We start from the raw sequence: 18135 nt of genomic DNA, 5'->3' as shown, positions 1-18135 counted from the left end.
GAACGTAACAAACCGCACGTCAACGTTGGCACCATTGGTCACGTTGACCATGGCAAAACCACTCTGACCGCTGCTCTGACTCGCGTCTGCTCCGAAGTATTCGGCTCGGCTCGCGTCGACTTCGACAAGATCGACAGCGCTCCGGAAGAGAAGGCTCGTGGTATCACCATCAACACTGCACACGTAGAGTACGATTCCAACATTCGTCACTACGCGCACGTTGACTGCCCGGGTCACGCTGACTACGTCAAGAACATGATCACCGGTGCTGCCCAGATGGACGGCGCGATCCTGGTTTGCTCGGCCGCTGATGGTCCGATGCCGCAAACCCGTGAGCACATCCTGCTGTCCCGTCAGGTAGGCGTTCCGTACATCGTTGTCTTCCTGAACAAGGCTGACATGGTTGACGACGCTGAGCTGCTGGAGCTGGTCGAGATGGAAGTTCGTGACCTGCTGAGCACCTACGACTTCCCGGGCGACGACACTCCGATCATCATCGGTTCGGCGCTGATGGCTCTGAACGGTCAGGACGACAACGAGATGGGCACCACTGCCGTCAAGAAACTCGTCGAGACTCTGGATACTTACATCCCCGAGCCGGTTCGTGCTATCGACCGTCCGTTCCTGATGCCGATCGAAGACGTATTCTCGATCTCCGGCCGCGGTACTGTAGTTACCGGTCGTGTAGAGCGCGGTATCGTCAAGATCCAGGAAGAAATCGAGATCGTTGGTCTGCGTGCTACCACCAAGACCACCTGCACCGGTGTCGAGATGTTCCGCAAGCTGCTCGACGAAGGTCGTGCTGGTGAGAACTGTGGCGTTCTGCTGCGCGGCACCAAGCGTGACGACGTAGAGCGTGGTCAGGTTCTGGCCAAGCCGGGCACCATCAAGCCGCACACCAAGTTCGAAGCTGAAGTGTACGTTCTGTCCAAAGAAGAAGGTGGTCGTCACACTCCGTTCTTCAAGGGCTACCGTCCGCAGTTCTACTTCCGTACCACTGACGTAACCGGTTCGTGCGAACTGCCGGAAGGCGTTGAGATGGTAATGCCGGGCGACAACATCAAAATGGTTGTCACCCTGATCAAGCCGATCGCCATGGAAGACGGCCTGCGCTTCGCAATTCGCGAAGGTGGTCGTACCGTTGGTGCTGGCGTGGTTGCCAAGATCGTCGAGTAATCGATTGATCTGATCCAAAAAAGCCCCCGCCCAGCGGGGGCTTTTTTATGGGTGGAAGATATCTGCTGGTTATTTTCTAACCGGGTTGACACTCCCTGGGGGCGTCTATAGAATCACGCCTCCTTTTAACGGGCGTATTGCGTCCGTTAACTGGGAATCGCAGCTTGGAATCTGAGGTCAAAATGCAAAACCAACAAATCCGTATACGGTTGAAGGCTTTTGACCATCGCCTGATCGATCAATCAACCCAGGAAATCGTGGAAACCGCGAAACGTACTGGTGCTCAGGTGCGTGGTCCGATTCCTCTGCCAACTCGCAAAGAGCGGTTCACCGTTCTGACTTCGCCACACGTCAACAAAGACGCTCGCGATCAGTACGAAATCCGCACTCATAAGCGCGTGCTGGACATCGTCCAGCCAACGGATAAAACCGTTGATGCTCTTATGAAGCTCGATCTTGCGGCTGGCGTGGAAGTGCAGATCAGCCTCGGCTAAAACCTGGCGGTTTTAGTCGTGTAACGCTCTGAAATGGGCGGCCATAGCGGGTGAAAGCCCCGTACACTCATGAGGTTACAACATGACTATTGGTGTAGTCGGTCGTAAGTGCGGCATGACCCGCATTTTCACCGAAGAAGGTGTCTCCATTCCGGTTACGGTCATTGAGATCGAGCCGAATCGCGTCACCCAGTTCAAAACTGAGGAGTCCGATGGCTATCGTGCAGTGCAAGTCACTGTCGGCGAGCGTCGCGTTTCTCGTGTCAGCAAGGCTCAAGCCGGTCACTTCGCCAAGGCGAACGTCGCGGCAGGTCGTACCGTTCTGGAATTCCGTCTTGAAGAAGGCGACTACCAGGCTGGCGATCTGATCAACGCTGAAATCTTCCAAGCTGGTCAACTGGTCGACGTGACCGGTCAGTCCAAAGGTAAAGGCTTCGCCGGTACCATCAAGCGTTGGAACTTCCGCGGCCAAGACAATACCCACGGTAACTCCGTGTCCCACCGCGTTCCGGGTTCGATTGGCCAGTGCCAGACGCCGGGCCGTGTATTCAAGGGCAAGAAAATGTCCGGTCACATGGGTGCTGAGCGCGTGACTGTGCAGTCCCTGGAAGTAGTGCGCGTGGATGCTGAACGCAACCTGCTGCTGGTCAAGGGTGCCGTTCCTGGCGCTACTGGCGGCAACCTGGTTGTGCGTCCGGCTGCCAAGGCTCGCGGTTAAGGGGAAGCTGACATGCAATTAAATGTAAATGGCGCTCAAGCGATCGAAGTCTCCGATGCGACTTTCGGTGGCGACTACAACGAGACCCTGGTTCACCAAGCTGTCGTCGCCTACATGGCTGGCGGCCGTCAGGGCAGCAAGCAGCAGAAGACTCGTTCCGACGTTTCCGGTGGCGGTAAGCGCCCGTGGCGTCAGAAGGGTACTGGCCGTGCGCGTGCTGGTACTTCCCGTGGTCCGATCTGGCGTGGCGGTGGTGTGACCTTCGCAGCACGTCCGCAGAACCATGATCAGAAGCTGAACAAGAAGATGTATCGCGCTGCGATCCGTTCGATTCTTGCTGAGCTGGTCCGTAGCGACCGTCTGGTAGTGGTTGAAGACTTCGCTGTCGAAGCTCCGAAAACCAAAGAGCTGCTGGGCAAGCTGAATGGTCTGGGTCTGAGCGACGTTCTGATCGTCTCCGACGCCGTAGATCAAAATCTGTACCTGGCTGCTCGCAACCTGCCACACGTCGACGTTCGTGACGTGCAAGGTTCCGATCCGGTCAGTCTGATCGCGTATGAAAAGGTACTGGTTACCGTTTCTGCCGTGAAGAAATTCGAGGAGCTGCTGGGATGAACCAGGAACGCGTATTCAAAGTGCTGCTTGGCCCGCACATCTCCGAGAAGGCCACGACTCTGGCAGACAAGAAAAGCCAGTTCGTTTTCAAAGTTGCGACTGACGCAACCAAGCTGGAAATCAAGAAGGCCGTCGAAAGCCTGTTCAGCGTGAAGGTTCAGCATGTCACTACCCAGAACGTTCTGGGCAAGAGCAAGCGCACCGCTCGCGGTCTGGGCAAGCGTAACGACTGGAAGAAGGCGATCATCTCCCTTCAGCCAGGCCAGGATCTCGATTTCGCCACCAGCAGTGCTGAGTAAGGAAGGGGTGCATCATGGCAATCGTTAAATGCAAACCGACTTCCGCGGGCCGCCGTTTTGTGGTCAAGGTGGTCAATCAGGAGCTGCACAAAGGCGCTCCTCATGCTCCACTGCTCGAGAAGAAGTCGAAGTCTGGCGGTCGTAACAACAACGGCCGTATCACCACCCGTCATATCGGTGGTGGTCACAAGCAGCATTACCGTCTGGTCGATTTTCGTCGCAACGACAAAGATGGCATTCCTGCCACTGTCGAGCGCGTTGAATATGACCCGAACCGTACCGCGCACATCGCTCTGCTGAAATACGCCGACGGTGAGCGTCGTTACATCATCGCACCGAAAGGTGTGAGCGCCGGCGATCAGCTGGTTGCAGGTTCGATGGCGCCAATCAAGGCCGGCAACAGCCTGCCGCTGCGTAACATTCCGGTGGGTTCGACCGTTCACGGTATCGAGCTGAAGCCGGGCAAAGGTGCTCAGATCGCTCGTTCCGCTGGTGCTTCGGCTCAGCTGATCGCTCGTGAAGGTGTCTACGTCACCCTGCGTCTGCGCAGCGGTGAAATGCGTAAAGTGCTGGCCGAATGCCGCGCGACCCTGGGCGAAGTCTCGAACTCCGAGCACAGCCTGCGTTCGCTGGGTAAAGCTGGTGCCAAGCGCTGGCGTGGCGTTCGCCCGACCGTTCGTGGTGTTGCCATGAACCCGGTCGACCACCCACACGGTGGTGGTGAAGGTCGTACCTCTGGTGGTCGTCATCCGGTGTCTCCATGGGGCTTCCCGACTAAGGGCGCGAAGACTCGTGGTAACAAACGCACCGACAACATGATCGTCCGTCGTCGCAAGTAACTAGAGGGATACGACAGTGCCACGTTCTCTGAAAAAAGGTCCTTTTATCGATCTTCACCTACTGAAGAAGGTCGAAGTGGCAGCAGAAAAGAACGATCGCAAGCCGGTTAAAACCTGGTCGCGTCGTTCGATGATTCTGCCGCAGATGGTCGGTCTGACCATCGCCGTGCATAACGGTCGTCAACACGTCCCCGTTCTGGTGAACGAAGACATGGTCGGCCACAAACTGGGCGAGTTCGCCGGTACCCGCACTTATCGTGGGCACGTGGCTGACAAGAAAGCCAAGCGTTAAGGGGTAAGGAAATGGAAGTAGCCGCTAAGTTGTCGGGCGCTCGCATCTCCGCCCAGAAAGCCCGCTTGGTCGCCGACCAGATCCGCGGGAAGAAGGTGGGCGAAGCGCTCAACCTGCTGGCTTTCAGCAGTAAGAAAGCCGCGGAAATCATGAAGAAAGTGCTGGAGTCGGCTGTGGCCAACGCCGAGCACAACGAAGGCGCCGACGTTGATGACCTGAAGGTCAGCACCGTTTTCGTCAACGAAGGGCGTTCGCTGAAGCGCATCATGCCGCGTGCCAAAGGCCGCGCTGATCGCATCGTCAAGCGGTCTTGCCATATCACTGTCAAGGTTGCGGACAAGTAACGGAGTCGATCAGATGGGTCAGAAAGTACATCCCACTGGCATTCGCCTGGGAATCGTCAAGGATCACACCTCCGTCTGGTACGCAGACGGCCGGACTTATGCGGACTACCTGTTCGCTGATCTGAAGGTGCGTGAGTATCTCCTCGACAAACTAAAAAGCGCGTCCGTAAGCCGTGTCGACATCGCTCGTCCGGCCCAAACCGCACGCATCACCATCCACACCGCTCGTCCCGGCATCGTGATCGGCAAGAAAGGTGAAGATGTTGAGAAGCTGCGTCAGGACCTGACCAAGCAAATGGGTGTGCCAGTGCACATCAATATCGAAGAGATCCGCAAGCCGGAGCTCGACGGTATGCTGGTTGCGCAGAGCGTAGCTCAGCAGCTGGAGCGTCGCGTTATGTTCCGTCGCGCCATGAAGCGCGCTGTACAGAACGCCATGCGTATTGGTGCCAAGGGCATCAAGATCCAGGTGAGTGGTCGTCTCGGCGGTGCGGAAATCGCACGTACCGAGTGGTACCGCGAAGGTCGTGTGCCGTTGCACACCCTGCGCGCTGACATTGACTATGCCACCTACGAAGCGCACACCACTTACGGTGTGATCGGTGTGAAGGTTTGGATCTTCAAGGGCGAGGTCATCGGTGGCCGCCATGAAGAGCTGAAGCCGCAAGCACCTGCGCCTCGTAAAGCTGCTAAGAAATAAGGAGTACGCATCATGTTGCAACCAAAGCGTACGAAGTTCCGCAAGCAGATGACCGGCCACAACCGTGGTCTGGCTCAGCGCGGTAGCAAGGTCAGCTTCGGCGAGTTCGCGCTGAAGTCCGTTGCCCGCGGTCGTCTCACCGCCCGTCAGATCGAGTCCGCTCGTCGTGCTCTGACTCGTCACGTTAAGCGTGGCGGGAAGATCTGGATTCGCGTTTTCCCGGACAAGCCGGTTACCAAGAAGCCTCTCGAGGTGCGTATGGGTAAAGGTAAGGGTGGCGTTGAATATTGGGTAGCCCAGATCCAGCCAGGCAAGGTCCTGTACGAGATCGAAGGCGTTTCCGAAGAGCTGGCGCGTGAGGCTTTCGCCCTGGCTGCTGCAAAGCTGCCGCTCGCCACCACCTTTGTTAAACGGACGGTGATGTGATGAAAGCGAAAGAACTTCGTGAAAAAAACGCAGAGCAGCTGAACGAGCAACTGCTCGGCCTGCTGCGCGACCAGTTCAATCTGCGCATGCAGAAAGCAACTGGCCAGTTGGGGCAGTCTCACCTGCTCTCGCAAGTTAAGCGCGACATCGCTCGTGTGAAAACTGTGCTCAACCAGCAGGCAGGTAAGTGATCATGGCCGAAGTTGAAAAAACAGTCCGTACGCTGACCGGCCGCGTCGTCAGCGACAAGATGGACAAGACCATCACCGTTCTGATCGAGCGTCGCGTCAAGCACCCGATCTACGGTAAATACGTCAAGCGTTTGACCAAGCTGCACGCTCACGACGAATCCAACCAGTGCAAGATCGGCGACAAGGTTTCCATCCGTGAAACCCGTCCGCAGTCCAAGACCAAGTCCTGGGCTCTGGTTGAAGTCGTCGAACGCGCCGTCGAAGTCTAAGAGCTAAGGGTCGGAGAAATTTTATGATTCAGACTCAATCCATGCTCGATGTGGCTGACAACAGCGGTGCACGTCGTGTCATGTGCATCAAGGTGTTGGGCGGTTCGCATCGTCGCTACGCCGGCATCGGCGACATCATCAAGGTCACCGTCAAGGAAGCAATTCCGCGCGGTAAAGTGAAGAAAGGTCAGGTCATGACCGCAGTGGTCGTTCGTACCCGTCACGGCGTTCGCCGTGCCGACGGTTCGATCATCCGCTTCGACGGCAACGCTGCTGTTCTGCTGAACAACAAGCAAGAGCCGATCGGTACCCGCATCTTCGGGCCAGTGACCCGTGAACTGCGTACCGAGAAGTTCATGAAGATCGTCTCGCTCGCCCCTGAAGTGCTTTAAGGAGATCCGACATGCAAAAGATTCGTCGTGACGACGAGATCATCGTGATCGCCGGCAAAGACAAAGGTAAGCGCGGTAAGGTGCTCAAGGTTCTCGCTGACGACCGTCTGGTCGTCGGTGGCATCAACCTGGTGAAGCGTCATACCAAGCCGAACCCGATGTCGGGCGTTCAAGGCGGTATCGTCGAGAAAGAAGCGCCACTGCACGCTTCCAACGTTGCCATCTTCAACAGCGAAACCAACAAGGCTGACCGTGTTGGTTTCAAAGTCGAAGACGGCAAGAAAATTCGTGTCTTCAAGTCCACCCAGAAGCCGGTTGGCGCTTGAGAATCCGTAGGTAAATACCATGGCACGACTGAAAGAGATTTACCGGAAGGAAATCGCGCCCAAGCTGAAGGAAGAACTGAAGCTGGCGAACGTGATGGAAGTTCCGCGCATCACCAAGATCACCCTGAACATGGGCCTGGGCGAAGCAATCGGTGACAAGAAGGTCATCGAGAACGCCGTTGCCGACCTCGAGAAGATCACCGGTCAGAAAGTCGTTGTGACTCATGCCCGCAAGTCGATCGCAGGTTTCAAGGTTCGTGAAGGTTGGCCGATTGGCGTCAAGGTCACTCTGCGTCGCGAGCGTATGTACGAGTTCCTGGATCGTCTGCTGTCCATCTCCCTGCCGCGCGTGCGTGACTTCCGCGGCCTGAATGCCAAGTCCTTCGACGGCCGCGGCAACTACAGCATGGGCGTGAAAGAGCAGATCATCTTCCCGGAAATCGATTACGACAAGATCGATGCGCTGCGTGGTCTGGACATCACCCTGACCACCACTGCCCGTACGGATGATGAAGGTCGCGCTCTGCTGCGTGCTTTCAAATTCCCGTTCCGCAACTGATTGGAGTAGGAACATGGCCAAGACGAGCATGAAAAACCGCGAGCTGAAGCGTCAGCGCACGGTTGCCAAGTACGCCAAAAAGCGTGCCGAGCTGAAAGCCATCATCGTGGATCAGAACGCAACTCCAGAAGCGCGTTGGGAAGCCAGCGTCGCCCTGCAGAAGCAACCTCGTGATGCCAGCGCTTCGCGTCTGCGTAACCGCTGCCGCATCACCGGTCGTCCGCACGGTGTATTCCGCAAGTTCGGTCTGTCGCGTATCAAGCTGCGTGAAGCAGCCATGCGTGGCGACGTACCGGGTCTGGTCAAAGCCAGCTGGTAAGCCGACGCGGCAAACGCCGGAGCTAGCTCCGGCGTTCAAGCAATATGAATCAAGCCCCTTTTGGGGCTTGATTCATTTTTGATCAGTCTCTAGAATGCCCGGCTCTCCTGAGCCCGGATTTCCGTGAGCTCTGGTGATTCTTTAGTCGAGAGGCTAATTCTTTTTGTATCAGGAGCGTCTAGCCCATGAGTATGCAGGACCCGTTAGCGGACATGCTAACTCGTATCCGTAATGCCCAGATGGCTGAAAAGTCCGTCGTAAGCATGCCTTCTTCTACCCTGAAGGTGGCTGTAGCCAAAGTTCTCAAGGACGAAGGTTATATTGCGGGTTATCAGATCAGCGGCGAAGCAAAGCCGCAGCTGTCCATCGAGCTGAAGTACTTCGAAGGCCGTCCGGTTATCGAAGAAGTCAAGCGCGTCAGCCGTCCCGGCCTTCGCCAGTACAAATCCGTCGATGATCTGCCGAAAGTTCGCGGCGGTCTCGGTGTTTCCATCGTCTCCACCAACAAAGGTGTGATGACGGACCGCGCTGCGCGCGCTGCCGGTGTCGGCGGCGAAGTGCTTTGCACTGTGTTCTAAGGGGGGGATAAGCATGTCTCGCGTTGCTAAGAACCCCGTCAAGCTGCCTGCTGGTGTAGAGATCAAACTCGCCGGTCAGCAGCTTTCGGTGAAGGGTGCCAAGGGCACTCTGGAACTGAACGTTCACTCGTCCGTTGAAGTGCTGCAGGAATCCGGTGAGCTGCGTTTCGCTGCTCGCAATGGCGACCAGCAGACTCGTGCGATGGCCGGTACTACCCGCGCTCTGGTTAACAACATGGTCATCGGCGTAAGCCAAGGCTTCGAGCGCAAGCTCCAGCTGATCAGTGTTGGTTACAAGGCGCAGGCCAAGGGTCAGGTGCTGAACCTGGCGTTGGGCTTCTCTCACCCTATCGACTACCAACTGCCGGAAGGCGTTGTGGCCGAAACCCCGAACCAGACCGAGATCCTGATCAAGGGTGTCGACAAGCAGCTGGTTGGTCAGGTTGCCGCGGAGATTCGTGACTTCCGCCGTCCTGAACCTTACAAGGGCAAAGGTGTTCGTTACGCTGACGAAGTCGTCCGCCGTAAAGAAGCCAAGAAGAAGTAAGGGGCTAGGAAATGACCGACAAAAAAGTTACTCGTCTGCGTCGCGCTCGCAAAGCACGCCTGAAAATGCACGAGCTCGAAGCCGTGCGTCTGTGCGTGTATCGCTCTTCGCAGCACATCTACGCCCAGGTCATCTCGGCCGACGGCAGCAAGGTTCTGGCCAGCGCCTCTACCTTGGACAAAGCACTGCGTGACGGCGCCACCGGCAACGTCGACGCGGCCAAGAAAGTTGGTGAGCTGGTTGCCGAGCGCGCGAAAGCCGCTGGTGTGACCCAGGTTGCATTCGACCGTTCTGGCTTCAAGTACCACGGCCGCGTCAAGGCGCTGGCTGATGCTGCTCGTGAAGGCGGGCTGGAGTTCTAAGTTATGGCAAATAACGACCAAAAGCGCGACGAAGGCTATATCGAGAAGCTGGTTCAGGTGAACCGCGTTGCCAAGACCGTAAAAGGCGGCCGTATCTTCACCTTCACCGCGCTGACCGTGGTAGGTGATGGCAAGGGCCGTGTAGGTTTCGGCCGTGGCAAATCCCGTGAAGTGCCGGCTGCCATCCAGAAGGCGATGGAAGCTGCTCGTCGCAACATGATCCAAGTTGATCTGAACGGCACCACTCTGCAGTACGCCATGAAGTCCGCCCACGGCGCTTCGAAGGTTTACATGCAGCCTGCTTCCGAAGGTACCGGCATCATCGCTGGTGGCGCCATGCGTGCCGTCCTGGAAGTTGCTGGTGTTCAGAACGTTCTGGCCAAGTGCTACGGCTCTACCAACCCTGTGAACGTGGTTCATGCCACTTTCAAAGGTCTGAAGGCTATGCAGTCTCCGGATTCGGTTGCAGCCAAGCGTGGCAAGAGTGTCGAGGAGATTCTCTAACCATGGCTAACACCGTCAAAGTGACTCTGATCAAGAGCACCAATGGCCGTCTGGCCAATCACAAAGCCTGCGTCAAAGGCCTCGGCCTGCGTCGCATCAATCATACCGTTGAAGTTCTGGATACTCCGGAAAACCGCGGCATGATCAACAAGGCTTATTACCTTCTCCGTGTGGAGGGTTGATCCATGTACCTGAACGATTTGAGTCCAGCGCCGGGTTCCCGTCGCGAGAAGCACCGTCCGGGCCGTGGTATCGGTAGTGGTTTGGGCAAGACCGGTGGCCGTGGTCACAAAGGTCAGACCTCCCGCTCCGGTGGCACCATTGCTCCGGGTTTCGAAGGCGGCCAGCAGCCTCTGCACCGTCGTCTTCCCAAGTTCGGTTTCGTGTCTCTGAAAGCTATGGATCGCGCAGAAGTGCGTACTTCCGAGCTGAACAAGATCGAAGGCGACGTAGTTACTCTGCAGGCGCTGAAGGATGCCAACCTGATTAATCAAAACGTACAGCGTGTGAAAGTCATGCTGTCCGGTGAGATTACTCGCGCGGTCACCCTCAAAGGTATCGCTGCCACCAAAGGTGCGCGTGCGGCTATCGAAGCAGCTGGCGGTAAGTTCGAGGAATAAATGGCTAAGCAAGGTGCTCTCTCTGCTCTGGCTGGTGGCGGGTTGTCCGAACTCTGGGCTCGTCTGCGCTTTCTGTTCATGGCGATCATCGTCTATCGAATCGGCGCGCATATCCCAGTTCCCGGTATAAACCCTGACCGTCTGGCCGATCTGTTTCGACAGAATGAGGGGACCATTCTTAGCTTGTTCAACATGTTTTCCGGCGGCGCGCTGGAACGGATGAGTATCTTTGCGCTGGGGATCATGCCGTACATCTCGGCATCGATCATCATGCAGCTGATGACCGCCGTGAGCCCGCAGCTGGAGCAGTTGAAGAAGGAAGGTGAGGCTGGTCGTCGCAAGATCAGTCAGTACACCCGCTACGGCACCTTGGTTCTGGCGTTCGTCCAGGCTATCGGCATGTCCGTTGGCCTGGCGAGCCAGGGCGTAGCGTTCTCGGTCGATTTCGGCTTCCACTTCGTTGCAGTCACCACCTTTGTGGCGGGTGCGATGTTCATGATGTGGCTGGGCGAGCAGATCACCGAGCGCGGTGTTGGCAACGGTATTTCGATGCTGATTTTTGCGGGCATCGTAGCCGGTCTGCCGTCGGCGATCGGGCAGTCTTTCGAGTCTGCACGGCAGGGCGATATCAACATTTTCGCTCTCATCGCCATCGGTTTGCTGGCAGTAGCGATCATCGGTTTTGTGGTGTTCATTGAGCGTGGCCAGCGTCGTATCGCGGTGCACTACGCCAAGCGTCAGCAGGGCCGCAAGGTCTTCGCTGCGCAGACCAGCCACCTGCCGTTGAAGGTGAACATGGCGGGCGTAATCCCGGCCATCTTCGCCAGCAGCCTTCTGTTATTCCCGGCCTCGCTGGGTGCCTGGTTTGGTCAGTCCGAAGGTATGGGCTGGCTGCAGGATATTTCACAGGCTATCGCTCCTGGTCAGCCGTTGAACATTTTGCTGTTTAGTGCAGGGATCATTTTCTTCTGCTTCTTCTATACAGCGCTGATGTTCAACCCGAAAGACGTAGCGGAAAACCTGAAGAAGTCCGGTGCCTTTATTCCGGGTATCCGTCCCGGTGAGCAGTCTGCACGCTATATCGATGGCGTTCTGACTCGCTTGACCATGTTCGGTGCTCTGTACATGACGGCCGTATGCTTGTTGCCCCAGTTCCTGGTGGTGGCGGCCAACGTACCGTTCTACCTTGGCGGGACCTCGTTGCTGATCGTGGTAGTGGTTGTGATGGACTTTATGTCGCAAGTACAATCGCACCTCGTTTCGCACCAGTACGAATCCCTGATGAAGAAAGCCAACCTGAAGGGCTACGGCAGCGGCATGCTCCGCTGAAGTGTCCATAAGGTTCGAGGAGTTGGTGATGAAAGTTCGTGCATCGGTGAAAAAGCTGTGCCGCAACTGCAAGATTATTCGCCGTGAAGGTGTAGTGCGAGTGATCTGCAGCGCGGAACCGCGTCACAAACAGCGCCAAGGCTGAATGTGATCGACGCTATAAGCCCGGCAGCTAGTGCGCTGCCGGGTTGATTATTTGTTTTTACAGCGATAATATCTCGCGCCCCATTTCTTGGCTTCCGGGGCGTAGGTAGCTGTCAATTGGAGTTCCACTGAATGGCCCGTATTGCAGGCGTTAACATTCCGGATAACAAGCACGCTGTTATCTCGCTGACCTACATCTTTGGTGTTGGTCGCACTACTGCACAGAAAATCTGTGCCGCTACCGGTGTAAACCCGGCAGCAAAGATCAAGGATCTCTCTGACGAGCAGATCGAGCAGCTGCGTGGTGAAGTCGCCAAGGTGAATACCGAGGGTGATCTGCGCCGTGAAGTGAACATGAAAATCAAACGCTTGATGGATCTGGGTTGCTACCGCGGCCTGCGTCATCGTAAAGGTCTGCCGGTTCGCGGTCAGCGCACCAAGACCAACGCACGCACCCGTAAGGGCCCGCGTAAGCCGATCCGCAAGTAATCGCGTTCGCGAATCGACAGGAATTTAGTCATGGCAAAACCTGCTGCTCGTACTCGTAAGAAAGTCAAAAAGACGGTGGTTGATGGCATCGCCCACATCCACGCTTCTTTCAACAACACCATCGTGACCATCACCGACCGTCAAGGTAACGCCCTGTCCTGGGCTACTTCCGGTGGTTCGGGTTTCCGCGGTTCCCGCAAGTCCACCCCGTTCGCTGCCCAGGTGGCTGCTGAGCGTGCTGGTCAAGCTGCGCTGGAATACGGCCTGAAGAACCTCGACGTCAACGTCAAGGGCCCAGGTCCGGGTCGTGAGTCCGCTGTCCGTGCTCTTAACGGCTGCGGTTACAAGATCGCCAGCATCACCGATGTGACGCCTATCCCGCATAACGGGTGCCGTCCTTCGAAGAAGCGTCGCGTGTAATCAGGAGACAGTGAGAAATGGCTCGTTACATTGGTCCCAAATGCAAACTGTCTCGTCGTGAAGGCACTGATCTGTTCCTGAAGAGTGGCGTCCGCGCTCTGGAATCGAAGTGCAACATCGAAGCAGCCCCAGGTATTCACGGCCAGCGCCGTGGCCGTCAGTCCGACTACGGCACCCAGCTGCGTGAGAAGCAAAAAGTTCGTCGTATCTACGGTGTACTGGAGCGTCAGTTCAGCGGTTACTACAAGCAGGCAGCCAGCCAGAAAGGCGCTACCGGCGAGAACCTGCTGCAACTGCTCGAGTGCCGTCTGGATAACGTCGTTTACCGTATGGGTTTCGGCGCTACTCGTGCCGAGTCCCGTCAGCTGGTTTCGCACAAAGCGATCAGCGTAAACGGCAAGACTGTCAACGTACCGTCCTACCAGGTCAAAGCTGGTGACGTGGTTGCAGTTCGCGAGAAGTCGAAGAATCAGCTGCGCATCGTTCAGGCTCTTGAGCTGTGTGCTCAGCGTGGCCGTGTTGAGTGGGTAGATGTAGACACCGAGAAGAAATCCGGCGTGTTCAAAAGCGTTCCGGTTCGTGGTGATCTCTCCGCTGACATCAACGAGAGCCTGATTGTCGAGCTCTACTCCAAGTAAGGGCTAGAAAATAGGTGCATCCATGCAGATTTCGGTAAATGAGTTCCTGACCCCCCGCCATATCGATGTGCAGGTGGTCAGTCAGACCCGCGCCAAGATCACTCTCGAGCCTCTCGAGCGTGGTTTCGGCCATACCCTGGGCAACGCGCTGCGTCGCATCCTGTTGTCCTCCATGCCTGGCTGTGCAGTAGTCGAGGCCGAGATTGACGGTGTACTCCATGAGTACAGCGCCATTGAAGGTGTTCAGGAAGACGTCATTGAAATCCTGCTCAACCTCAAAGGTCTGGCCATCAAACTGCACGGTCGAGACGAAGTTACACTGACTCTGGCGAAGAAGGGCTCTGGCGTCGTAACCGCTGCCGACATTCAGCTGGATCATGATGTTGAAATCGTCAACGGCGACCACGTAATCGCCAATCTGGCCGCTAATGGCGCGCTGAACATGAAGCTCGTTGTAGCTCGTGGTCGCGGCTATGAGCCGGCCGATTCGCGCCAGAGCGATGAAGACGAGAGCCGCAGCATTGGTCGCTTGCAGCTCGATTCTTCCTTCAGCCCGGTGCGTCGCGTGTCTTACGTGGTGGAAAACGCTCGCGTCGAGCAGCGCACCAACCTGGACAAGCTGGTTATCGATCTCGAAACCAACGGTACCCTGGATCCTGAAGAGGCCATCCGTCGTGCCGCTACCATCCTGCAACAGCAACTGGCTGCATTCGTCGACCTGAAGGGCGACAGCGAGCCGGTTGTGATCGAGCAGGAAGACGAGATCGACCCGATCCTGCTGCGTCCGGTTGATGACCTTGAACTGACCGTCCGTTCGGCCAACTGCCTGAAGGCAGAGAACATCTACTACATCGGTGACCTGATCCAGCGCACCGAAGTAGAGCTGCTCAAAACGCCGAACCTGGGTAAGAAGTCCCTGACTGAAATCAAGGACGTTCTGGCTTCCCGTGGTCTGTCCCTCGGTATGCGCCTCGACAACTGGCCGCCGGCAAGTCTGAAGAAAGACGACAAGGCGACTGCCTGATCGTCATCATCACCGAACGTGTAGTTTGGTAAGGAATTGAACCATGCGTCATCGTAAAAGTGGCCGTCACCTCAGCCGCACCAGCGCTCACCGCAAGGCCATGTTTCAGAACATGGCGGTATCGCTGTTCGAGCATGAGCTGATCAAAACTACTCTGCCGAAAGCCAAGGAACTGCGTCGCGTTGCCGAGCCGCTGATCACCCTGGCTAAGGAAGACAGCGTTGCTAACCGTCGTCTGGCTTTCGACCGTACTCGTTCGAAAGCTATCGTTGGCAAACTGTTCAACGATCTGGGCAAGCGCTACGCCACCCGTCAGGGCGGTTACCTGCGTATCCTCAAGTGCGGTTTCCGCGCTGGTGACAATGCCCCGATGGCTTATGTCGAGCTGGTCGACCGTCCGGTCGGCGGCAAGGTAGAAGCTGCCGAGTAAGGCATCGTTGCAAGAAGAACCGGGCTCAGGCCCGGTTTTTTTATGCCTCTCGTTTAGCCAAAATCTATCGCACTGTAAGTTGTTATTCATTTGTCGCTTCGCTTGTGCTCGTCAATACTCAACGCCAATCCCGCTCAGTCGGGAACGATCAGGCCAGGTAAGGAGAGAGACATGAGTGACAAGACCGAAGGCAAATGCCCATTCTCGGGTAAAGCCTCTCCAGAAACCCCGAAGCATGCCGCTGGCGGCGGTACAGGCAACCGTGATTGGTGGCCCAATCAGCTGCGCGTCGATTTGCTGCACCAGCATTCCTCCAAGTCCAACCCGTTGGGTGAGGACTTCAATTACGCCGAAGCCTTCAACTCGCTGGACTACGAAGCCCTGAAGAAAGACTTGCGTGCGCTGATGACCGACTCGCAGGACTGGTGGCCCGCCGACTTCGGCCATTACGGCCCGCAGTTCATCCGCATGGCCTGGCACGCCGCTGGTACCTACCGCACGGGCGACGGTCGTGGCGGTGCTGGTCGTGGCCAGCAGCGTTTCGCACCGCTTAACAGCTGGCCGGACAACGTTAACATCGACAAGTCGCGCCGCCTGCTGTGGCCGATCAAGCAGAAGTACGGCCAGAAGATTTCCTGGGCCGACCTGCTGGTGCTGACCGGTAACGTCGCCCTGGAAACCATGGGCTTCCGAACCTTCGGTTTCGCCGGTGGCCGTGAGGACACCTGGGAACCGGATCAGGATGTTTACTGGGGCACCGAGAAGACCTGGCTGGGTGGCGATGAGCGCTATGGCAAAGGCGCTGCCGGCCGTGAAGACGACCAGGGCGTGCTGGTCGCCGATGCCGAGCTGCATGGCCAGGAGCAGGACCGTACCGACAGCCAGGGGCGTAACCTGGAGAACCCGCTTGCCGCCGTGCAGATGGGCCTGATTTACGTGAACCCGGAAGGCCCGGAAGGCAACCCTGATCCGCTGGCTGCCGCCCATGACATCCGCGAAACCTTCGCGCGCATGGCGATGAACGATGAGGAAACCGTTGCTCTTATCGCGGGTGGTCACACCTTTGGCAAGACCCACGGTGCCGGCCCGGCTGACCACGTAGGCGCTGAGCCGGAAGCGGCTGGCCTGGAAGAGCAGGGCCTGGGCTGGGCCAGCTCGTTCGGTAGCGGCAAGGCTGGCGACACCATCACCAGCGGGCTGGAGGTGACCTGGACCACCACGCCTGCGCAGTGGAGCAACAACTTCTTCGAGAACCTGTTCAAGTTCGAGTGGGAGCTGACCAAGAGCCCCGCCGGCGCCCACCAGTGGATCGCCAAGAACGCCGACGCGATCATCCCCGATGCACACGACCCGTCGAAGAAGCATGTGCCTACCATGCTGACCACCGACCTGTCGCTGCGCTTCGATCCGGCTTACGAGAAGATCTCCCGTCGCTTCCTGGAAAATCCTCAGGCTTTCGCCGAAGCATTCGCCCGCGCCTGGTTCAAATTGACCCACCGTGACTTGGGCCCACGTTCGCGCTACCTCGGCCCGGAAGTGCCGAAAGAAGAGCTGCTGTGGCAGGACCCGCTGCCGGCGGTACATCACCCGCTGATTGACGACGCGGACGTGGCCACCCTCAAGTCCCAAGTGCTGGCTTCCGGGCTGTCGGTATCCGAGCTGGTGGGCACCGCCTGGGCCTCGGCCTCGACCTTCCGCGGCTCCGACAAGCGCGGTGGTGCCAATGGTGCGCGTATTCGCCTGGCCCCGCAGAAGGATTGGGCCGCCAATCAGCCCGAGCAACTGGCCAAGGTGCTGGCGAAGCTGGAAGGCATTCGCGCCGAGTTCAACCGCGCAGCCACTGGTGGCAAGCAGGTGAGCCTGGCCGACCTGATCGTGCTGGCCGGTAACGCCGGTATTGAGCAGGCTGCCAGCAAGGCTGGGCGTACCGTGAAGGTGCCGTTCTCGGCAGGGCGTAGTGACGCCTCCCAGGCGCAGACCGATGTGGAGTCCTTCGCCGTGCTTGAGCCGATCGCCGACGGCTTCCGCAACTACCTCAAGGGTCGTTACAGCGTGCCAGCCGAGGCGCTGCTGATCGACAAGGCGCAGCTGCTGACCCTGACCGCGCCAGAACTGACGGTGCTGGTCGGTGGCCTGCGGGCGATCAATATCAACGTCGGCGGCGCGAGTCATGGTGTGCTCACCGACAAGCCGGGCGCGCTGAGCAACGACTTCTTCGTCAACCTGCTCGACATGGGCACGGCGTGGAAGGCGGTGGCCGGTGACTCCAACCTGTTTGAGGGGCGTGACCGCAAGACTGGCAAGGTCAAGTGGACCGGGACCCGTGTCGACTTGGTGTTCGGCTCCAATGCGATCCTGCGTGCCCAGGCCGAAGTCTACGCCAGCGCCGATGCGCGTTTTATCGACGACTTCGTAGCGGCCTGGACCAAGGTTATGAACCTCGACCGTTTCGATCTCGCCTGATCCATGATCGGGCGCTTGCGCCCGGTCGGCGAGCTGCTCCAACACAACGCCTCCGTTATGGGGGCGTTGTGCTTTTTGCTTGACCCGGCCGGGTGATGGGTCGAGCATTCACCCATTCATTCGCAGCACCAAGGATTTCCCCATGAAGGGCCATATCGAAGTCATCGACTACCTCAAGTTCCTGCTTAAAGGGGAGCTGGCCGCGCGCGATCAGTACTTCATCCACTCGCGTCAGTACGAAGACTGGGGCTTCAACAAGCTCTACGAGCGCATCAACCACGAGATGGAGGAGGAGACCGAGCACGCCGACGCGTTGCTCAAGCGCATTCTTTTCCTCGAAGGTGTGCCGGACATGGTGCCGGATGCCTTCACCTTCGGGCAGACCGTGCCGGAGGCGCTGAAGCTGGACCTGGCGCTGGAGTACCAGGTACGCGCTGCGCTGAGCAAGGGCATCGAGCTGTGCGAGCGCCATCAGGATTACCAGACCCGCGACATCCTGCTGCTGCAGCTCAAGGACACCGAGGAAGATCACGCTTATTGGCTGGAAATCCAGCTGCAGCTGATCGACAAGCTGGGTCTGGAGAAGTATCTGCAAAGCCAGATGTAACTCACCACCCAAGAAAAAGCC

31 protein-coding genes are annotated in these 18135 nt (G+C 57.6%); all 31 read left to right on the top strand.

Annotated elements, in window-relative coordinates:
* A partial coding sequence (gene tuf, locus BM279_RS16835) for an elongation factor Tu (RefSeq protein ID WP_093505562.1) occupies positions 1-1176 on the top strand: 1176 nt, incomplete at its 5' end.
* 182 nt (positions 1177-1358) lie between these two features.
* On the top strand, positions 1359-1670 hold the full coding sequence (rpsJ, locus tag BM279_RS16830; RefSeq protein ID WP_013789756.1) for a 30S ribosomal protein S10: 312 nt from the start codon (positions 1359-1361) through the stop codon (positions 1668-1670).
* 82 nt (positions 1671-1752) lie between these two features.
* Complete coding sequence (gene rplC, locus BM279_RS16825; protein ID WP_013789757.1) at positions 1753-2388, top strand: 50S ribosomal protein L3; 636 nt, start codon at positions 1753-1755, stop codon at positions 2386-2388.
* Between the two features lie 12 nt (positions 2389-2400).
* On the top strand, positions 2401-3003 hold the full coding sequence (gene rplD, locus BM279_RS16820; RefSeq protein WP_013789758.1) for a 50S ribosomal protein L4: 603 nt from the start codon (positions 2401-2403) through the stop codon (positions 3001-3003).
* Complete coding sequence (rplW, locus tag BM279_RS16815; protein ID WP_013789759.1) at positions 3000-3302, top strand: 50S ribosomal protein L23; 303 nt, start codon at positions 3000-3002, stop codon at positions 3300-3302. The genes rplD and rplW overlap by 4 nt, the downstream gene beginning before the upstream one ends.
* Positions 3303-3316: 14 nt before the next feature.
* Positions 3317-4141, top strand: a complete 825-nt coding sequence (rplB, locus tag BM279_RS16810) for a 50S ribosomal protein L2 (protein WP_013789760.1) — start codon at positions 3317-3319, stop codon at positions 4139-4141.
* 16 nt (positions 4142-4157) lie between these two features.
* Positions 4158-4433, top strand: coding sequence for a 30S ribosomal protein S19 (gene rpsS, locus BM279_RS16805; protein ID WP_013789761.1), 276 nt, complete (start codon positions 4158-4160; stop codon positions 4431-4433).
* 11 nt (positions 4434-4444) lie between these two features.
* Positions 4445-4777, top strand: coding sequence for a 50S ribosomal protein L22 (rplV, locus tag BM279_RS16800; RefSeq protein ID WP_003103908.1), 333 nt, complete (start codon positions 4445-4447; stop codon positions 4775-4777).
* A gap of 13 nt (positions 4778-4790) precedes the next feature.
* Complete coding sequence (gene rpsC / locus BM279_RS16795) at positions 4791-5477, top strand: 30S ribosomal protein S3 (protein WP_013789762.1); 687 nt, start codon at positions 4791-4793, stop codon at positions 5475-5477.
* A 12-nt stretch (positions 5478-5489) separates the two neighbouring features.
* Positions 5490-5903, top strand: coding sequence for a 50S ribosomal protein L16 (rplP, locus tag BM279_RS16790; RefSeq protein WP_003243901.1), 414 nt, complete (start codon positions 5490-5492; stop codon positions 5901-5903).
* A complete protein-coding gene (gene rpmC / locus BM279_RS16785; protein ID WP_013789763.1) occupies positions 5903-6094 on the top strand; it encodes a 50S ribosomal protein L29 in 192 nt (63 codons plus the stop codon). The genes rplP and rpmC overlap by 1 nt, the downstream gene beginning before the upstream one ends.
* 2 nt (positions 6095-6096) lie before the next feature.
* The gene (rpsQ, locus tag BM279_RS16780; RefSeq protein WP_093505560.1) at positions 6097-6363 is read left to right on the top strand and encodes a 30S ribosomal protein S17; all 267 of its coding nucleotides are present in this window, start codon (positions 6097-6099) and stop codon (positions 6361-6363) included.
* Positions 6364-6386: 23 nt separating this feature from the next.
* A complete protein-coding gene (gene rplN / locus BM279_RS16775) occupies positions 6387-6755 on the top strand; it encodes a 50S ribosomal protein L14 (RefSeq protein ID WP_002555479.1) in 369 nt (122 codons plus the stop codon).
* An 11-nt stretch (positions 6756-6766) separates the two neighbouring features.
* Positions 6767-7081: a 50S ribosomal protein L24 gene (gene rplX / locus BM279_RS16770; RefSeq protein WP_003463290.1), complete on the top strand. Its 315-nt coding sequence runs from the start codon at positions 6767-6769 to the stop codon at positions 7079-7081.
* A 19-nt stretch (positions 7082-7100) separates the two neighbouring features.
* On the top strand, positions 7101-7640 hold the full coding sequence (gene rplE, locus BM279_RS16765) for a 50S ribosomal protein L5 (protein ID WP_013789764.1): 540 nt from the start codon (positions 7101-7103) through the stop codon (positions 7638-7640).
* A gap of 13 nt (positions 7641-7653) precedes the next feature.
* On the top strand, positions 7654-7959 hold the full coding sequence (rpsN, locus tag BM279_RS16760) for a 30S ribosomal protein S14 (protein ID WP_013789765.1): 306 nt from the start codon (positions 7654-7656) through the stop codon (positions 7957-7959).
* Positions 7960-8144: 185 nt separating this feature from the next.
* Positions 8145-8537, top strand: coding sequence for a 30S ribosomal protein S8 (gene rpsH / locus BM279_RS16755; protein WP_013789766.1), 393 nt, complete (start codon positions 8145-8147; stop codon positions 8535-8537).
* 13 nt (positions 8538-8550) lie between these two features.
* Positions 8551-9084, top strand: a complete 534-nt coding sequence (rplF, locus tag BM279_RS16750; RefSeq protein WP_093505558.1) for a 50S ribosomal protein L6 — start codon at positions 8551-8553, stop codon at positions 9082-9084.
* Positions 9085-9095: 11 nt separating this feature from the next.
* Positions 9096-9446 (top strand): 50S ribosomal protein L18, encoded by a 351-nt coding sequence (gene rplR / locus BM279_RS16745; protein ID WP_003293038.1) that lies wholly within the window; start codon positions 9096-9098, stop codon positions 9444-9446.
* A gap of 3 nt (positions 9447-9449) precedes the next feature.
* On the top strand, positions 9450-9950 hold the full coding sequence (gene rpsE, locus BM279_RS16740; RefSeq protein ID WP_013789768.1) for a 30S ribosomal protein S5: 501 nt from the start codon (positions 9450-9452) through the stop codon (positions 9948-9950).
* A 2-nt stretch (positions 9951-9952) separates the two neighbouring features.
* The gene (gene rpmD / locus BM279_RS16735; protein WP_013789769.1) at positions 9953-10132 is read left to right on the top strand and encodes a 50S ribosomal protein L30; all 180 of its coding nucleotides are present in this window, start codon (positions 9953-9955) and stop codon (positions 10130-10132) included.
* A 3-nt stretch (positions 10133-10135) separates the two neighbouring features.
* Positions 10136-10570 (top strand): 50S ribosomal protein L15, encoded by a 435-nt coding sequence (gene rplO / locus BM279_RS16730; RefSeq protein ID WP_013789770.1) that lies wholly within the window; start codon positions 10136-10138, stop codon positions 10568-10570.
* Positions 10571-11899, top strand: a complete 1329-nt coding sequence (secY, locus tag BM279_RS16725; RefSeq protein WP_013789771.1) for a preprotein translocase subunit SecY — start codon at positions 10571-10573, stop codon at positions 11897-11899.
* Between the two features lie 28 nt (positions 11900-11927).
* Positions 11928-12044 (top strand): 50S ribosomal protein L36, encoded by a 117-nt coding sequence (rpmJ, locus tag BM279_RS16720; protein WP_002555468.1) that lies wholly within the window; start codon positions 11928-11930, stop codon positions 12042-12044.
* Between the two features lie 131 nt (positions 12045-12175).
* Positions 12176-12532 carry a 30S ribosomal protein S13 gene (gene rpsM, locus BM279_RS16715; protein WP_074890145.1) on the top strand — a complete coding sequence of 119 codons (357 nt, stop codon included), beginning with the start codon at positions 12176-12178 and terminating at the stop codon, positions 12530-12532.
* A 30-nt stretch (positions 12533-12562) separates the two neighbouring features.
* Positions 12563-12952, top strand: coding sequence for a 30S ribosomal protein S11 (rpsK, locus tag BM279_RS16710; protein ID WP_013789773.1), 390 nt, complete (start codon positions 12563-12565; stop codon positions 12950-12952).
* Positions 12953-12969: 17 nt separating this feature from the next.
* The gene (gene rpsD / locus BM279_RS16705) at positions 12970-13590 is read left to right on the top strand and encodes a 30S ribosomal protein S4 (protein WP_013789774.1); all 621 of its coding nucleotides are present in this window, start codon (positions 12970-12972) and stop codon (positions 13588-13590) included.
* Positions 13591-13612: 22 nt separating this feature from the next.
* Positions 13613-14614, top strand: coding sequence for a DNA-directed RNA polymerase subunit alpha (locus BM279_RS16700; protein WP_013789775.1), 1002 nt, complete (start codon positions 13613-13615; stop codon positions 14612-14614).
* A gap of 43 nt (positions 14615-14657) precedes the next feature.
* The gene (gene rplQ, locus BM279_RS16695; RefSeq protein WP_013789776.1) at positions 14658-15044 is read left to right on the top strand and encodes a 50S ribosomal protein L17; all 387 of its coding nucleotides are present in this window, start codon (positions 14658-14660) and stop codon (positions 15042-15044) included.
* Between the two features lie 171 nt (positions 15045-15215).
* A complete protein-coding gene (gene katG, locus BM279_RS16690; RefSeq protein WP_093505556.1) occupies positions 15216-17507 on the top strand; it encodes a catalase/peroxidase HPI in 2292 nt (763 codons plus the stop codon).
* A 142-nt stretch (positions 17508-17649) separates the two neighbouring features.
* The gene (gene bfr / locus BM279_RS16685) at positions 17650-18114 is read left to right on the top strand and encodes a bacterioferritin (RefSeq protein ID WP_093505554.1); all 465 of its coding nucleotides are present in this window, start codon (positions 17650-17652) and stop codon (positions 18112-18114) included.
* Positions 18115-18135 lie beyond the last annotated feature (21 nt).

This window comes from Phytopseudomonas straminea (assembly GCF_900112645.1).
GTDB classification, from domain to species: Bacteria; Pseudomonadota; Gammaproteobacteria; order Pseudomonadales; family Pseudomonadaceae; genus Aquipseudomonas; species Aquipseudomonas straminea.
The sequence above is the reverse complement of the archived record's forward strand: the minus strand, read 5'-3'. Positions and strand labels throughout refer to the sequence as shown.

Coding starts and splice junctions, on each gene's coding strand:
- rpsJ (WP_013789756.1), top strand. CDS start 1,359: ATGCAAAACCAACAAATCCGTATACGGTTGAAGGCTTTTGACCATCGC.
- rplC (WP_013789757.1), top strand. CDS start 1,753: ATGACTATTGGTGTAGTCGGTCGTAAGTGCGGCATGACCCGCATTTTC.
- rplD (WP_013789758.1), top strand. CDS start 2,401: ATGCAATTAAATGTAAATGGCGCTCAAGCGATCGAAGTCTCCGATGCG.
- rplW (WP_013789759.1), top strand. CDS start 3,000: ATGAACCAGGAACGCGTATTCAAAGTGCTGCTTGGCCCGCACATCTCC.
- rplB (WP_013789760.1), top strand. CDS start 3,317: ATGGCAATCGTTAAATGCAAACCGACTTCCGCGGGCCGCCGTTTTGTG.
- rplV (WP_003103908.1), top strand. CDS start 4,445: ATGGAAGTAGCCGCTAAGTTGTCGGGCGCTCGCATCTCCGCCCAGAAA.
- rpsC (WP_013789762.1), top strand. CDS start 4,791: ATGGGTCAGAAAGTACATCCCACTGGCATTCGCCTGGGAATCGTCAAG.
- rplP (WP_003243901.1), top strand. CDS start 5,490: ATGTTGCAACCAAAGCGTACGAAGTTCCGCAAGCAGATGACCGGCCAC.
- rpmC (WP_013789763.1), top strand. CDS start 5,903: ATGAAAGCGAAAGAACTTCGTGAAAAAAACGCAGAGCAGCTGAACGAG.
- rpsQ (WP_093505560.1), top strand. CDS start 6,097: ATGGCCGAAGTTGAAAAAACAGTCCGTACGCTGACCGGCCGCGTCGTC.
- rplN (WP_002555479.1), top strand. CDS start 6,387: ATGATTCAGACTCAATCCATGCTCGATGTGGCTGACAACAGCGGTGCA.
- rplX (WP_003463290.1), top strand. CDS start 6,767: ATGCAAAAGATTCGTCGTGACGACGAGATCATCGTGATCGCCGGCAAA.
- rplE (WP_013789764.1), top strand. CDS start 7,101: ATGGCACGACTGAAAGAGATTTACCGGAAGGAAATCGCGCCCAAGCTG.
- rpsN (WP_013789765.1), top strand. CDS start 7,654: ATGGCCAAGACGAGCATGAAAAACCGCGAGCTGAAGCGTCAGCGCACG.
- rpsH (WP_013789766.1), top strand. CDS start 8,145: ATGAGTATGCAGGACCCGTTAGCGGACATGCTAACTCGTATCCGTAAT.
- rplF (WP_093505558.1), top strand. CDS start 8,551: ATGTCTCGCGTTGCTAAGAACCCCGTCAAGCTGCCTGCTGGTGTAGAG.
- rplR (WP_003293038.1), top strand. CDS start 9,096: ATGACCGACAAAAAAGTTACTCGTCTGCGTCGCGCTCGCAAAGCACGC.
- rpsE (WP_013789768.1), top strand. CDS start 9,450: ATGGCAAATAACGACCAAAAGCGCGACGAAGGCTATATCGAGAAGCTG.
- rpmD (WP_013789769.1), top strand. CDS start 9,953: ATGGCTAACACCGTCAAAGTGACTCTGATCAAGAGCACCAATGGCCGT.
- rplO (WP_013789770.1), top strand. CDS start 10,136: ATGTACCTGAACGATTTGAGTCCAGCGCCGGGTTCCCGTCGCGAGAAG.
- secY (WP_013789771.1), top strand. CDS start 10,571: ATGGCTAAGCAAGGTGCTCTCTCTGCTCTGGCTGGTGGCGGGTTGTCC.
- rpmJ (WP_002555468.1), top strand. CDS start 11,928: ATGAAAGTTCGTGCATCGGTGAAAAAGCTGTGCCGCAACTGCAAGATT.
- rpsM (WP_074890145.1), top strand. CDS start 12,176: ATGGCCCGTATTGCAGGCGTTAACATTCCGGATAACAAGCACGCTGTT.
- rpsK (WP_013789773.1), top strand. CDS start 12,563: ATGGCAAAACCTGCTGCTCGTACTCGTAAGAAAGTCAAAAAGACGGTG.
- rpsD (WP_013789774.1), top strand. CDS start 12,970: ATGGCTCGTTACATTGGTCCCAAATGCAAACTGTCTCGTCGTGAAGGC.
- BM279_RS16700 (WP_013789775.1), top strand. CDS start 13,613: ATGCAGATTTCGGTAAATGAGTTCCTGACCCCCCGCCATATCGATGTG.
- rplQ (WP_013789776.1), top strand. CDS start 14,658: ATGCGTCATCGTAAAAGTGGCCGTCACCTCAGCCGCACCAGCGCTCAC.
- katG (WP_093505556.1), top strand. CDS start 15,216: ATGAGTGACAAGACCGAAGGCAAATGCCCATTCTCGGGTAAAGCCTCT.
- bfr (WP_093505554.1), top strand. CDS start 17,650: ATGAAGGGCCATATCGAAGTCATCGACTACCTCAAGTTCCTGCTTAAA.